This window comes from Thalassospira lucentensis, from assembly GCF_050516545.1.
Classification (GTDB): domain Bacteria; phylum Pseudomonadota; class Alphaproteobacteria; order Rhodospirillales; family Thalassospiraceae; genus Thalassospira; species Thalassospira lucentensis_C.
Map to the genome: position 1 here is coordinate 942,833 of NZ_CP191544.1, position 14,825 is coordinate 957,657.

General features: G+C 51.3%; 13 protein-coding genes. 7 read left to right on the top strand and 6 right to left on the bottom strand.

Features of this window, described 5'->3' with window-relative positions:
* Positions 1-21: 21 nt before the first annotated feature.
* Complete coding sequence (gene otnI, locus ACQ0MK_RS04335) at positions 22-813, top strand: 2-oxo-tetronate isomerase (RefSeq protein WP_430474981.1); 792 nt, start codon at positions 22-24, stop codon at positions 811-813.
* A gap of 43 nt (positions 814-856) precedes the next feature.
* Here the strand turns inward: otnI and ACQ0MK_RS04340 are convergent, their stop codons facing one another.
* Entirely contained in the window at positions 857-2,119 is a 1,263-nt protein-coding gene (locus ACQ0MK_RS04340) for a glycerate kinase type-2 family protein (protein WP_430474982.1), read from the bottom strand.
* A gap of 56 nt (positions 2,120-2,175) precedes the next feature.
* Positions 2,176-2,925, bottom strand: a complete 750-nt coding sequence (locus tag ACQ0MK_RS04345) for a FadR/GntR family transcriptional regulator (protein WP_350043851.1) — start codon at positions 2,923-2,925, stop codon at positions 2,176-2,178.
* A 245-nt stretch (positions 2,926-3,170) separates the two neighbouring features.
* Here ACQ0MK_RS04345 and ACQ0MK_RS04350 point away from each other — a divergent pair, with 245 nt between their 5' ends.
* The 3 genes from ACQ0MK_RS04350 to ACQ0MK_RS04360 all read left to right on the top strand — a co-directional run bounded on the left by ACQ0MK_RS04350 (position 3,171) and on the right by ACQ0MK_RS04360 (position 5,488).
* Positions 3,171-3,971: an N-formylglutamate amidohydrolase gene (locus ACQ0MK_RS04350; RefSeq protein ID WP_430474983.1), complete on the top strand. Its 801-nt coding sequence runs from the start codon at positions 3,171-3,173 to the stop codon at positions 3,969-3,971.
* 1 nt (position 3,972) lies between these two features.
* Positions 3,973-5,142: a carboxylate-amine ligase gene (locus ACQ0MK_RS04355; protein WP_430474984.1), complete on the top strand. Its 1,170-nt coding sequence runs from the start codon at positions 3,973-3,975 to the stop codon at positions 5,140-5,142.
* Positions 5,143-5,242: 100 nt separating this feature from the next.
* The gene (locus ACQ0MK_RS04360; RefSeq protein WP_022733469.1) at positions 5,243-5,488 is read left to right on the top strand and encodes a DUF2312 domain-containing protein; all 246 of its coding nucleotides are present in this window, start codon (positions 5,243-5,245) and stop codon (positions 5,486-5,488) included.
* Positions 5,489-5,560: 72 nt separating this feature from the next.
* Here the strand turns inward: ACQ0MK_RS04360 and ACQ0MK_RS04365 are convergent, their stop codons facing one another.
* From ACQ0MK_RS04365 to ACQ0MK_RS04380, 4 genes are all read right to left on the bottom strand, one after another.
* Positions 5,561-5,959: a GtrA family protein gene (locus ACQ0MK_RS04365; RefSeq protein ID WP_430474985.1), complete on the bottom strand. Its 399-nt coding sequence runs from the start codon at positions 5,957-5,959 to the stop codon at positions 5,561-5,563.
* Positions 5,956-6,954, bottom strand: coding sequence for a glycosyltransferase (locus tag ACQ0MK_RS04370; protein WP_430474986.1), 999 nt, complete (start codon positions 6,952-6,954; stop codon positions 5,956-5,958). Before ACQ0MK_RS04370 ends, ACQ0MK_RS04365 begins: the two co-directional genes overlap by 4 nt.
* A gap of 1 nt (position 6,955) precedes the next feature.
* Positions 6,956-8,380, bottom strand: coding sequence for a hypothetical protein (locus tag ACQ0MK_RS04375; RefSeq protein ID WP_430474987.1), 1,425 nt, complete (start codon positions 8,378-8,380; stop codon positions 6,956-6,958).
* 219 nt (positions 8,381-8,599) lie between these two features.
* Positions 8,600-12,082, bottom strand: coding sequence for an indolepyruvate ferredoxin oxidoreductase family protein (locus ACQ0MK_RS04380; protein WP_430474988.1), 3,483 nt, complete (start codon positions 12,080-12,082; stop codon positions 8,600-8,602).
* A 405-nt stretch (positions 12,083-12,487) separates the two neighbouring features.
* On the opposite strand from ACQ0MK_RS04380, the gene ACQ0MK_RS04385 reads away from it, so the two are divergent.
* The 3 genes from ACQ0MK_RS04385 (at position 12,488) to ACQ0MK_RS04395 (ending at position 14,809) form a co-directional block, all read left to right on the top strand.
* The gene (locus tag ACQ0MK_RS04385; protein ID WP_430474989.1) at positions 12,488-12,931 is read left to right on the top strand and encodes a VOC family protein; all 444 of its coding nucleotides are present in this window, start codon (positions 12,488-12,490) and stop codon (positions 12,929-12,931) included.
* Positions 12,932-13,086: 155 nt separating this feature from the next.
* Positions 13,087-13,749: a Crp/Fnr family transcriptional regulator gene (locus ACQ0MK_RS04390; RefSeq protein WP_430474990.1), complete on the top strand. Its 663-nt coding sequence runs from the start codon at positions 13,087-13,089 to the stop codon at positions 13,747-13,749.
* Positions 13,750-13,924: 175 nt separating this feature from the next.
* Positions 13,925-14,809: an MBL fold metallo-hydrolase gene (locus tag ACQ0MK_RS04395; protein ID WP_430474991.1), complete on the top strand. Its 885-nt coding sequence runs from the start codon at positions 13,925-13,927 to the stop codon at positions 14,807-14,809.
* Positions 14,810-14,825: the final 16 nt, after the last annotated feature.

The window sequence follows — 14,825 nt, forward strand, 5'->3', positions numbered from 1 at the left end:
CGCTGACCCGTCAGGTGACCCATGCCCCGTTTTTCCGCCAACTTGTCCTTTCTGTTTGCCGATCTTCCGTTTGAAAAGCGTTTTAGCGCGGCGGCAAAAGCAGGCTTTGTCGGTGTGGAATATATCGGCGCATATGACATGCCGCTTTCCACCGTTAAATCGCTTGTGAACGATAACGGGCTGGAACAAGTGTTGTTTAACCTACCGCTAGGAAATTGGGAGGCAGGCGACCGTGGTTTGGCGTGCCGCCCGGGACGTGAAAATGAATTTCGCGATTCTGTTGCCACGGGGCTTGAGTACGCTGCCGCGACGGATTGCAAAATGCTTCATTGCATGGCCGGTGTGGTGGGTAAGGGTGAAGACCCCAGCGAACTTGCGCGGCTTTATTGCGATAACTTGCTTTATGCCGCCGATCTTGCCGATCAAGCCGGTGTTGATATCTTGCTTGAACCGATCAACCCGATTGATATGCCGGGTTATTTTCTTAATTCGGTCGAACAGGCGGCTGTGATTTTAGATCAGCTTTCCCACCCGCGTTTAAAGCTGCAATTTGATATTTATCATGCACAGATTGTTGGCGGGAATATCGCAGCAAGGCTTGATAAGCATATCAATTCAATTGCCCATGTGCAGGTTGCCGGTGCGCCCGGGCGTCATGAGCCCGATAGCGGGGAGCTGAACTATCCGTTCCTGTTTTATATGCTCGATCGCATCGGCTATGAGGGCTGGATAGGGTGCGAATATAAACCACACGGCAAAACCGAAGACGGGCTTGGCTGGATCAGGCCATGGATGCCTGTCCCGGATGCCTAAGCCCGTCTGTTTACTTGTTTGATGATGTGCGATTTCTTGGGCTTTATTCGATCAGAATGGCCCGGAAATCGTTCACATTGGTCAATGTCGGCCCCGTGATCAGCAAACCCTCAATCTTGGCAAAGGCGCTATAGGCATCGTTATTGGCCAGATATTGCCGCAGATCGATGCCCGATTTTTGCGCCTTCTGCCAGCTTGATCCATCCATGATCGCACCGGCATTATCTTCGCTGCCATCAATGCCGTCGGTATCAACCGCAAGCGCGCTAAAGCCCGGCTGATCGCGCAACTGGATCAGAAGCGAGAGTAAAAATTCGCTGTTGCGTCCGCCGCGCCCACCTGTACCGCGCACCGTCACCGTTGTTTCGCCACCTGAAAGCAACACGCATGGCTTGGCCGCGGGTTGCCCATGATTGGCAACCTGATGGGCGATGCCGGCATGCATGATGGCTACTTCGCGGGATTCGCCTTCAATTGCATCGCCAAGGATAATGGGGGTCAATCCGAATTCCCGTGCAACGGCTGCTGCGGCTTCAAGGCTATCTTGCGGGCGGGCCAGCATGATGGTTTCATGACCGTCAAAGCATGGATCAGTTGGTTTGACAGTTTCATCGTCAGCACTGCGCAAAAGGTCTTCGGCAGCTTTGGGAATATCGATCTGATAATGACGGATGATATCAAGGGCATCCTGACCGCTTGTCGGATCGGCAACAGTTGGGCCGGATGCAATAATGGCCGGATCATCGCCGGGCACGTCGGAGACAAGATAGGTCACCATGCGTGCCGGTGCTGCGGCCTTGGCCAGACGGCCACCTTTGATGGCAGACAGATGTTTGCGCACACAATTCATTTCTGAAATGGTTGCGCCACTGCGCAGCAATGCCTTGTTGATAGATTGTTTGTCATCAAGTGTCAGTCCCGGACCGGGCAGAGCTAAAAGGGCTGACCCACCCCCCGAAATCATGCAAACAACAAGGTCATCGGGGCCAGCCGTTTGAACGATTTCAAGAATGCGTTTGGCAGCCTGTTCGCCTGCTGCATCGGGAACCGGGTGGGATGCCTCGACAATTTCGATTTTGTCACAGGCAACCGCGTGACCATATCGCGTGACGACCAGACCTTCGATCTCACCCTGCCATGCATCTTCGAACGCGCGGGCCATATTTGCCGATGCCTTGCCCGCCCCGATAACGATGGTTTTGCCTTTTGGCGGTGTCGGCAGGTTCCGGGGGATTTGCACACATGGATCGGCGGCCTTAAGGGCCGCATTCATCAAGGCCATAAGTTTTTCGCGCGAGGTCGTCATATCGGGTTTCCCTGAATGGAGTGATGTTGTTTTCGGCCGTTATGTTTTTCGTGCGATCAGGTCGCTTGTTTGTCTGAGGCCGTTTTAAAAAAGTCGAGGACTGCCTGAAGGTGATTGGACATCGCCTTTTCCGCAGCATCCGGGTCGCGGGCGGCGATGGCTTCGATGATATCGCGGTGGTGATCTTGCACCATGCGATCAAACGATGGGCCGGTCATTGAATTGAACCGGATTTCCATCAAAGCGGCCTGCAACACGTCATGCAGCATTTTCATCACGTGATAATAAATGATCGATCCGGTGGCCCGGCCAATCATCATATGCAGGCGATGGTCATCATCCGCACGGTATTTTGCCGCACGCCGTGGGTCATGGGCCTGACGAAATGCCATGCGCAAAACCTTGATATCTTCGTCACTGGCATTGATCGCAGCACGGCGTGCCGCCCATGTTTCAAGCGTGCACCGGATTTCCTGAAGATCGCGCAGATTGGTGATCGAATCGCGGACCAGATCGGTCATGGCCGTATCCATATCGATCCCGGTGGATGACAGGATTTCGGTGCCGCCGCCCTGAACCGCGCGCAGATACCCACGGGTTTTAAGCTTCTGCAAAGCAGCCCGGACTGAAACGCGGCTGACTTTCATGCTTTCGGCAAGCTGGCGTTCGCCGGGCAGGCGATCCCCTGGCAGGAAAATACCATCTGAAATCTTTTCAAGAATCTGGTCCGAGACCTGATCGGCAATCCGTTTGGGACGTTTAGTGTCCTGAACATCGGTTGCCAGGAATGATTTGCCAGATGGCATGCTGGGTTGTCTCCAATCGCGTTTTTATCACCGATACATTTGTATCTTAAAGCATGTTGCATTTAATGGTCATACCAGTTTAAGGGATGTTTGAAGCGGACGCAAAGCTCGATCCGCAAAGAGTGCGCTTAATGCAGCGCAATCTTGTCTGTACGGCGATAAATTGATAATCCAACAGAAGCCAACTTTATTACTTGGCCGTCACCTATCGTTACCCGCCACCACCGACTTTCAGGAGAATACGCGTGCGTCACCATGCAGGGCCTCTTTTGGGCCAAGATGATCCGGCCCCGTTCGAAGTGTTGAACGAAACCGGCAAGGGCCATTCGCTTTTTGTCTGTGATCATGCATCGCGTGAAATCCCCAAAAATCTTGGGACACTTGGACTTCCTGAAGAAGAACAAAAACGCCATATCGGCTGGGACATTGGTGCGCGTAAGGTCACCGAAATTCTGGTTGACCGGTTTGATTGCCCAGCGGTGTTGGGCGGGTATTCGCGGCTGGTGATTGATTGCAACCGGCAACTTTGGGACCCGACCGGGATGCCTGAAATTGCCGATCAAACTGTGGTTCCGGGTAATAAGAACATCAGCCCAACCGAACATATGAACCGCATCCGCGAGATTTTCCTGCCCTATCACGGCGCGATTGAAGAACGGATTGCCAATTTTCACGCGCATAAAATCGTTCCGGCCTTGATCGCTATCCACAGCTTTACGCCTGTTTTTCAAGGATTTGAACGCCCGTGGGAAATCGGCATTTTGTGGGATCAGGATGATCGTATTCCGGTTCCGCTACTGGCGAAATTGCGCGAACAGAACCCTGATCTGACCATCGGGGATAACGAGCCCTATTCCGGACAGCATATGGCCGATTACACCATTGATCATCATGGCGAAGCCGGTGGGTTGCCTTGTGTGTCGATTGAAATCCGTCAGGATCTGATTGATACTGATCAGGGCTGCGAGAAATGGGCAAAGATCCTTGGTGATGCCTTTGTCGATATTCTTGCCGACCCGAACCTTTATAAGATCAGGAGAGACTGACTTGGCAGGGTCCAAAGCGCACGAACCGGGTTTTTCCATCGGCATTGAAGAAGAATTCTGGCTTGTCGATCGGGAAAGCCGCGATCTTGCCAATGACCCGCCGACAGATTTCCTGAAAGACGCCAAGGCCAAGCTTGGTGATCAGGTCTCAAGCGAGTTTATGCGCTGCCAGATCGAAACCGGCACGAAGGTTTGTCACAGTGCGGCCGAGGCCCGCGAACAATTGACCCATATGCGCACGACCTTATCCGAGGTCGCCGCGAAATATGACATGGCGCTTTTGGCAGCATCGACCCATCCATTTGCGCAATGGGACAATCAGAAACATACAGACGGCGAACGTTACAACACGATTGCGCGTGATTTGCGCACGGTTGTTGACCGATTGTTGATATGCGGCATGCATGTCCACATCGGGATCGAGGATGATGATCTTCGGATCGAATTGATGGCGCAGGCCAGCTATTTCCTGCCGCATCTTTTGGCGCTGACCACCAGTTCGCCATTTTGGCGGGGGCGCGATACCGGGCTTCAGACGTTCCGGTTGTCGGTGTTTGATAACCTGCCACGGACGGGGCTTCCGGAAGTGTTTGGATCGTGGGCGGAATATCGTCGCCATGTCGATATGTTGATTGATGCCGGTGTGATCGAAGATGGCACCAAACTTTGGTGGGATTTGCGGCCCAGTGATCGGTGGCCGACCCTTGAAATGCGCATTGCCGATGTTTGTACCGATCTGGAAGATGCGATTTGCGTTGCTTCAATCACCCGGTGCCTTTTGCGCATGTTGTATCGCCTGCGCCGCAATAATCAACGCTGGCGAATTTATTCGAACATGCTGGTGCGTGAAAACCGCTGGCGGGCCTGCCGATATGGCAGTGATGCGGGCGATAAGGCCGGATTGATTGACTTTGGCCGCGGCGAGATCATGCCCTATGCCGATCTGGTCGAAGAAATTCTTGAATTGATCCAGCCGGATGCAGAGTTTTTTGGCTGTGTCGCCGAAGTCGAACATGCCCGCGAAATCGTACGCCGCGGCACAAGTGCGCGCCGCCAACGCGAGATTTACACAGCAGCAATTGAACAGGGCTCCAGTCCCAACGATGCCCTGCGCGAGGTTGCAGATCGATTGATCGAACGAACATTGCCGGGAACAAGCTTGGCACCTTAACGGTACTTGTCAGCGGGCGGTGCATTGAGTATCGTCGCGCCGCATTAGAAATTTCGCGCACCGGATACCCGCTGTGCAGCCCATCATCGGAGAAGAATTGATGACCGAAGTCGGTGGTATCGCAGCTGATCAGCTTGCGAGTTATGTTGAGCGTATTGAACGCCTTGAAGAAGAAAAAGCCAACCTGATGGCTGACATCAAAGAAGTTTACGGTGAAGCCAAAGCACTTGGCTATGACGTGAAAATTCTGCGTCAGATCATCCGTCTGCGTAAAATCGAAGACCATGAGCGCAGCGAACAAGAACAAATTCTTGAAGTCTACAAGCGCGCGCTTGGAATGAGTTAAAAATAAACGATTTGGCCAAGTGCCAATTACGTTGTGATGTTAACTAATCAGGGCTCCATTTTGGGGCCCTGATTACTTTTCTGCGTCTTTAAAGACCCACATATTCATTGCGGTAAAGCTGTAGAACATGGAAATGAAGGCTGCTATGAGCAAGGCTATCAATGGTGCAGCCCAATTAAGCCAAACCAAAGCGCTATAGATGGCGTAGTTCAATCCAAATGAGCTAACCTGAACCGTAACATAAGAGCCTAGTTGTCGTTTTCCACGCTTTTCCCTGTTTTTAAACGTGAAGGTGCTGTTGAGCACCCATGTCACCAGCAAGGCCACGGAGAAAGACACCAGCCGCCCGCTATAGGGGTCAAGGCCTGCCTTATGGGTTGTGAACCACAGCAACCCTGCATCGGTCAAAAAACCAAGTGTGCCAACAATGACAAACTTTGCGCTTTTTTGCATCAGGGCGCGGTTGATCATTTCTTGATTTCTTTTGCGATCTCTGTCCTTAACGTTTCAAGGGGATCAGAATGCAGAAGATATGCAAGTCTTTTGACTTCCCATTGACCGATGCCAGTGTTGGACAGGATCGCGCCAGTTACAAAACTCAGAACGGCTGATAGCATAATGCCAACAGTTAGAACTGCTGTTGGCAGGCGTTCAACCAAGCCGGTTTCAATATATTCAAAGACCAATGGTAGTCCGAGTATGACCGATAGAACGGCAAGGAAGGCCGCAATCAAGCCATAGAAGACGAAAGGTTTATGTGTTGCTGTAAATAGCAAAATACGGCTTAGGATACGGGCGCCATCCCGATAAGTGCGAAGCTTGCTTTCGGTTCCTTCATGACGCGCCCCATAGGATGTTGGTATTTCAGCAACTGGTGCACGCAACATGATCGCGTGTACGGAAATTTCGGTCTCAATTTCAAATCCGGTGGAAATCGCAGGAAAAGTTTTGACAAATCGCCGGGAGAAAACGCGATAGCCGGAAAAAATATCGGTGAAACGTGCGCCAAACAGTTTGGCAAAGACTGTGTTGAATAGTCGGTTTCCCATGCGATGGCCGCTGCGATAGGCGGCTTCTTCTTTTTCTGCCCGGGTTCCAACGACCATATCAAGACGTTCTACGACCAGTCGACTGATCAGTTCTGGTAAGGCTGATGCATCGTAAGTTCCATCACCGTCGGCCATGACATAGATATCAGCTTCCACTTCGGAAAAACCGCGCCGGACCGCGTTACCTTTGCCTGGAAGCGTTTCACTAATCACCGTCGCTCCAGCATCATTTGCTTTTTCCGCTGTGTCATCCTTTGACGCATTGTCGATGACAATGATCTGGGCCGTCGGGATGACGTTGCGAAAGGACTCAATCACATGCGTGATCGCTTTCCCCTCGTTGTAACAAGGCAGAAGAACTGCAATGCGCGCGTTTTCATAAATTGAGACTGATGTGGTTTGGGTGCCTTTGGACATTCTAGTTTCCTTCTTCCATCGGCAGGTTCTTACGGTCACGCCAATTTTGTAGTTGCGTTCGAACCCACATGGCTAGATAGGCAAACGCGATGGCAAACCCGGGCAGTGCAGTCATCTGATAACGCGCAACGTTCAGGCTGAATGCTGCATAGAACAATAACGAGAACAGAGACGGTAGCAGGACTGCAATTAAAAGTCCGTTCCGTCTGCGCAGCACAACCCCCAATAACACAACAAATGCCGGGAAGGTGATTGCGGCAAACTCGTCAATCCAAATACCACGGTAAATCAGCGGCAGAGTGGTTGCGAGATGTTTGACGGGTCGAGAAAGGATAGCGTCTTTTATTTCTTGTTCGGCACGGTCATTCGCATCGGCGTATGACAAGCCCTCAGAATTGATGAGTTGGGTTACCCGCTTGCCAAAGCCCAGTTGCCCTCGAAGATAGTAACCGTCCTCTTCGTACCAGCCGAATGGTTTGACAACGTCAGCAGGAAACAGTTTCTCTGCCCAGCCATCGCCAGCACCACGCGTCCAATAGGTGAAGGCGGCAAGATAGTCCGTAAGATTCATATCGTTGAAGACAACACGCGTACTTAAGGCAATTCCGCCGCGGCTGTCGGTGAATTGATAGCGGTCAGTGATGTCATGGTTTCTGTCCATCCACAAAGCAATTGGCGTTACTGCGACGATGGTGAAGACAAAAAACTTGGCAGCAGAGGAGCGCCAATTGCTTTTGCTCATCAGCACGAACAAAAGGCCGACCACGACGGCAATGGGAAGAAAATAAATATAGATCGCTTTTGTGAAGGCCAACCAGACGAATGTTAACCCGGGGAATATCCAAGTGAGTGGGTTTCTTTGTTTCCACGCCCATACGATTGCAAAAACCAGTAAACTGGCAAGGAACAGTGCAAGTGGATCAGAAATTACATAATCGTGGTTCTTATGCGCCTGATGATTTAGCCAAATATGCATGCCGCCCATGATTGCGGCAAATGGGCTTCCTGTAATACCGCGAACAGCAAAGAACATTGCAAACCCTGCGGCCACAATAAGGAGTCGGTTGGTCCATTTGGCGAGGATGTAGGGTTCTGTCCCACAACCATCGTTGTAAAGGCAGCTTGGCGTGATTTTGTCGATGCTGCCATTCGCCCTGAGGACCAAGGATAAGAGCGCAGGATAGCCTGGTTCACGACCGATAGCTGGTTTAATGGTTTCTGCTGTGGCGTTTATGCTTTCATTAACAGTACCGAATTTCGCAAGATTAACGGCAATCCCAATATATTGACTCGCATCTGCGTAGTCCGGGTGTTTCGTGTCTCTCAGCGTCCCCATCCAAACCAAACAGATAATCGCGCCTAGTACGCACCAAAATACCTGTGATTTTCCCAATGGTTTCAGTGTCGCAAGGACGTTGCGCATCATAAACTTATTTCCCCCAAATTCTGTGCGCGCAGCATAATGGGATTGAATTTGAAGGTAAATTTTTTAGTGCGAAAATTTGCGCAAGTGAGGAAATTAACTTCCATCTGCACAGGCCTCGACATCACGGGGGCAAAATGGCGGCGGCGAAACTGTGTTTAAGGTCTAGATACGAAAAAGGCCCCGAAGATTTTTCGGGGCCTTCAATACGTTTAATCGCTGTTATTCCGCGGCCTTAAGGTGTTCTGGCGGGTTGCGGAATTGTTCGAAGAGTTCCACCTCGCGCTTTTTGACCTTGGCGATATTGCCGTCTTTCACATGACCATAACCGCGAATTTGTTCGGGCAGGGCCAGCAAGGCCGTAGCAATACGGATATTGTTGTGGGTCAGGCCGTCGATAACTTCGGTGACGCATTTTTCGTAATCGGTAATCAGTTGGCGTTCCATTTTACGTTCATGGGTTCGGCCAAACGGATCAAATGACGTTCCGCGCAGGAATTTAAACTTCGCCAGAACGCCGAAGGCATTCATCATCCATGGACCATAGGACGATTTTTTAAGCTGCCCATTTTCCGGGTCTTTATTGGCAATCGCCGGAGGTGCCAGATGGAAGTTGATTTTGTAATCACCGGCAAAGTTTTTGGCGACTTTGTTTAAAAATTCCGGATCGGTGTATAGGCGGGCAACTTCGTACTCGTCCTTATAGGCCAGCAGTTTGAAGTAATATTTCGCCACTGTCCGGGCAAGCTCATCCCCGCCATCAAGGCGTTTTTCGGCCATTGCAACTTTGTCGACCAATGCACTGAACCGATCGGCATAAGCAGCATTTTGATAATCGGTCAGGAATGCGCGGCGCTTTGCGACAATATCGGAAAGCGTGGTTGCAATTGGGTGAGCTTCGGTTTCATTCGGGCCAACAACATCCAAAACCCGCTTGGGTTCATGCGCATAAAGACGCCCCCAATAAAAGGACTGTTTGTTCATATCAACAGCAACACCGTTAAGTTCGATCGCCTGTATCAATGCTTCTTCGCTGATCGGGATCAAGCCACGCTGCCAGGCAACGCCAAGCATGAACAGATTGGTCGCAATTGAGTTCCCCATCAAGCGGGTTGCGATATCGCTGCCTTCTACAAAATGAACGGCGTCCGCCCCACAAGTATCGTTGATAACTTTCATATGCTCGTTGGTTTTAAGCTGAAAATCAGGATTGCGGGTGAAGGCACCGGTCACGGTTTCATGGGTATTAATCACCGCTTGGGTAAAGTTACGGCGCATTTTGGCAAGGCCTTCGTAACTTGCCGCAACCAAAAGATCACAGCCCAGAACCACATTGGCTTCGCCTGCGGGAATGCGGGCAGCGTGAAGTTTGTTTTGATCATTGGCAAAGCGGATATGGCTGACAACAGCCCCGCCTTTCTGGGCAAGACCAGCCATATCAAGCCCGACAATGCCTTTGCCTTCGATATGGGCTGCCATGCCAAGCAGTGCCCCAATGGTGACAACGCCAGTACCGCCAACACCGGTGATCAGCACCGACCAAGGTTCATCGATATTGGGAAGGGTCGGGCGCGGCAGGCTGGCAAAAATCGCATCGCCGTTATTGCCGCCCTTTGCCGCTGGTTCAGGTTTGCGCAATTCGCCACCTTCAATCGTGACGAAGCTTGGGCAGAAACCATTCAGGCATGAGAAATCCTTGTTGCAGGCCGATTGATCGATGGCGCGCTTGCGGCCAAATTCGGTTTCAACCGGAACCACGGCAAGGCAGTTTGATTGCACACCGCAATCACCACATCCTTCGCAAACCAGATCATTGATGAAAACACGTTTGGGCGGATCAACCATCAGTTTGCGTTTGCGGCGACGGCGTTTTTCCGCTGCACAAGTCTGATCAAAGATCAGGATCGTTACACCTTCGATCTCGCGCAATTCTTTTTGGGTGTTATCAAGTTCATCACGGTGACGGACATCCACACCCGGCGCAAAATCAGCCCCCATCGGGTATTTGTCGGGTTCATCAGAAAGCACGATGATGCGTTTGGCACCTTCGTCAAACATCTGACGGGTGATCTGCGGGACGGTCAAGGGACCATCAACCGGCTGTCCGCCGGTCATGGCAACCGCATCATTAAACAGGATTTTATAGGTGATGTTCACACCCGATGCGACGGCGGCACGAACGGCAAGCGATCCTGAATGGTAATAGGTGCCATCGCCCAGATTCTGGAAAACGTGCTTTTCATTGGTAAAGGGTGCCTGACCAATCCAAGTCGCGCCTTCGCCACCCATATGGGTAAAGGTTTCGGTCGAACGGTCCATCCAGTTGACCATGTAATGGCACCCGATACCGGCCATTGCACGGCTGCCATCGGGGACCTTGGTTGAACTGTTATGCGGGCAACCGGGGCAGAACCATGGAATGCGCGCAACATCCGGGCGCGGTTCGGCGATTTCTTTTTCTTTTTCCGCCAGCCAATCAAGGCGTTCGTGAATGGCGGGGCTGTCATAGAAACGTTTGATGCGTTCGGCCAGTACAACTGCAATGCGGGCCGGGGTCAGTTCGTCCATTGATGGCAAAATCCATTCGCCTTTTTCATCGAACTTGCCAATCACGGTCGGGCGGACATCTTCACGCCAGTTATAAAGCTGTTCCTTGACCTGGTTTTCCATCACCGCGCGTTTTTCTTCGACGACGATGATTTCTTCCAGTCCCATGGCGAATTCGCGGACATCATCACGGTTCAGTGGCCAGCTCATGCCAATTTTCAGGACACGAATGCCAATTTTGGCAGCATCTTGTTCGGAAATACCCAGATCATCAAAGGCCTGCATGACGTCAAGATAGGCCTTGCCGGTGGTAATGATGCCAAGCCGCGCATTCGGGCTGTCGATCACGGTTTTGTTCAGCTTGTTCGCCCGCGCATATGCCAATGCGGCATAAAGCTTATATTTCATCAGGCGATGTTCTTGTTCCTTGGGCGTATCGGGCCAGCGGATGTGCAAGCCGCCTTCAGGCATAGGGAAATCATCGGGAATGATCGGGATGATACGATCCGGGGCGACATCGGCGGCGGCCGAACTTTCCACTGTTTCGGCAATGGTTTTCATCGCCACCCAACAACCCGAATAACGGCTCATGGCCCAACCATGAATGCCAAAATCAAGAATATCCTGAACACCTGATGGGTTCAGAACCGGGATTTGCGCATCAATAAAGGCATATTCGGTTTGATGGGGCAGGGTGGATGATTTGCAAGAATGGTCATCACCTGCCAAAACCAGAACCCCACCATGGGGGGATGTACCGGCATGGTTGGCGTGTTTGAAAACGTCACCGGATCGGTCAACACCCGGACCTTTGCCGTACCACATGCCAAAGACGCCATCATATTTGGCATCTGGATACATATTAACCTGCTGGCTTCCCCAAACGACCGTGGCGGCAAGGTCTTCGTTGACACCGGGTTGAAATTCGATCTGCTGTTTGGTCAGGAATTTCTTGGCCCGCCAAAGCTGCTGATCCAAACCGCCCAGCGGTGATCCGCGATACCCTGAAATGCAACCGGCTGTATTTAACCCCGCGCGCGCATCAAGCTGGCGTTGCATCAGGGGCAGTCGAACCAGTGCTTGAATACCTGTCAGGTAAACCCGACCTTCTTCAAGGGTGTATTTGTCGTCCAGACGAATTGCCGCCAATTGTGCCATGACCGGTCTCCCTCGGATATCTCTGAAATGCGGGTCAGTTTTGGCCTCATGCACTGCTTTTATCGATATGGGTGTTGGGGCAGTGTTTCGGTATGACCTTTATCTTTTCGTTCAAACACGGTTTGCGGGACCGTTATCGAACATTGGAATGGTAATGAATGCTGACCTTTTTTCAAAACGAACTCGCATCGCACACCATAAAACGCCTGATTGCATCGGTTGACGTTAGGTCAACTTATTATTTACTTATTCTGGTGCCGATTTGCGCGCAATATAATTGCGTGGCTGTTGCGATGCGATAATACACGGATCATCGAGTCTCTGTTGGGCGCGGTTAAAACGCCGTGTTACCGTTGATCGGGTTTAGGGTGCTTTTGGTGCGATCCCAAGAGACAGGAGTATATTATGGATCAACGTGTTTCGCTAATAACGTTGGGTGTGGCGGACTTGGATCGGTCGCGGCGTTTCTATGAAGGCGGCCTTGGCTGGAAAATGACCGAAATGGTCGAAGGCCAAGTTGTTTTCTATCAATTATCCAATGGATTGGCGCTTGGGCTGTTTGGCCGCGCCGATCTTGTCAAAGACGGACAGTTTGACGATGACACGGGTGCCGCCTTTGCCGGTTTGACAGTGGCGTTCAATGCGCGCGACGAAGCAGAGGTGGATGCTGTCATGGCCGAGGTTGAAAAAGCCGGTGGCAAAATTCAAAAACCTGCCGAAAAAGTATTTTGGGGTGGGTATTCGGGCTATTTCCGTGATCCTGATGGTCATGCATGGGAAGTTGCCTTTAACCCGTTCTGGGAACTCGATAAGGCGGGTAATCTTACCATTCCACCGTCAAAACCGTAATTCCGTTTGGGTTTTGACAAACCACTGTCTTTTCAAGAACGGGCTTTTGTCAAAGAATGCAGGGAATTAAGCTTGCATTCAGGCGAGGTCAGGTTACAAACCACATAAGAGTTATGTGGATTTTGCGCAATTGTGGATTAAAGAGGGAGCGGTGAATGTCTCAGTCAGACTGGATTAATCAATTCCCCGGTCTGTCCCGATTGCCATCAGACATCCGCGACTACTTGCAAGCGCAAAGCAAGGTCATCACTATTCCATCAGAAACGGTTATTTTTGGGCCGGGTAAACCACCAGAACAGCTTTTGCTGCTTTTAAGTGGGACGGTCAGGGTGCAGAAAACGTCCGAGCAGGGGCGGGAAATTGTGCTTTATCGTGTTCATGCCGGGGAAAGCTGCGTTCTGACCACGGCATGTTTGATGGCCTATGAGGACTATTCCGCCGAAGGCATCGCAGAAACCGGCTTAACAGCGGTGGCGATCCCACGGGAAGTTTTTGACCGGATGGTCGCGGATTCTCCAGAGTTTCGCCAATTCGTCTTTACGGCTTATTCGCGGCGCATGACCGATCTTTTTGCCGTGGTCGAAGAAATCGCATTTGGCCGAATTGACATTCGCCTTGCGCAAAAATTGATCGAGCTTGCAGCAGATCAAAGCACGATCCATGCAACACATCAGAAACTGGCGATAGAGCTTGGCACAGCACGCGAAGTTATTTCGCGCCAGCTTTCAGAATTTCAGCGCCGCAACTGGATCGAACAGGCCCGTGGCGTCATTCACTTGCTTGATCGAGACGCAATTAGAAGCCTTGCAGATCAATAAGTGGGCTGGCTGAGCCTGCCAGTGGTTTGGTGTATTAAAATTAAAAAACCATAATATTAGAATTAATTACGTGTTTTGGTGACTTGGTCACTGAAGGCGGTTCTGCCTTGGGGGTAGGATCAAACAATGATGTTAAGTGCGCGACCCTCAAATGCGCCCGTTTACAGGAGTTGTCATGACTGCTTACCCGGTGAATATGGCTGTTAAGCCTGACGTTACGCCTTTCTTTGACCCGGATACCAACACGATTAGCTATGTGGTCAAGGATCCCGAAAGTTCAGCTTGTGCGGTGGTCGATTCCGTTATGGACATTGATTACGCCGCTGGCAGGATCAGTTTTGATCATGCCGATCGAATGATCGCCTTCATTCAGGAGAAAAACCTGAAGCTTGAATGGATCATCGAAACCCATGTTCATGCCGATCATTTGTCTGCTGCTCCCTATATTCAGGAAAAGCTTGGCGGAAAGCTTGGCATTGGGTCGAAAATCAAGGTTGTTCAGGAAACCTTTGGCAAGGTCTTTAACGAGGGAACCGAGTTCCAGCGCGACGGCAGCCAGTTCGACAAGCTTTTTGAAGATGGCGATACCTATCAGGTGGGCGGGATGAACTGCTTTGCCATGTACACCCCGGGACACACTCCGGCCTGCATGGTGCATGTCATGGGCAATGCTGCTTTTGTTGGCGATACGCTGTTTATGCCTGATGGCGGTTCTGCACGTGCAGATTTCCCCGGTGGGGATGCTGGTACGCTGTATGATAGCATCCAGAAGCTTCTTACGCTGCCAGATGATATGCGTCTGTTCATGTGCCATGATTACGGTCCAAACGGTCGTGACATCCAATGGGAAACCACCGTTGGTGACGAAAAACAGCACAACATTCACGTCGGCGGAAACAAAACCCGCGAAGAGTTCATCGCGTTTCGAACGGAACGTGACGCACAACTTGATATGCCGCGCCTGATCATTCCTTCGCTGCAGGTCAATATGCGTGCCGGTCGTTTGCCAACTGACGAAAGCGGCAAGCAAGTCCTTAAAGTGCCGGTTAACGGCCTGTAATCACCCGGAGGAACGA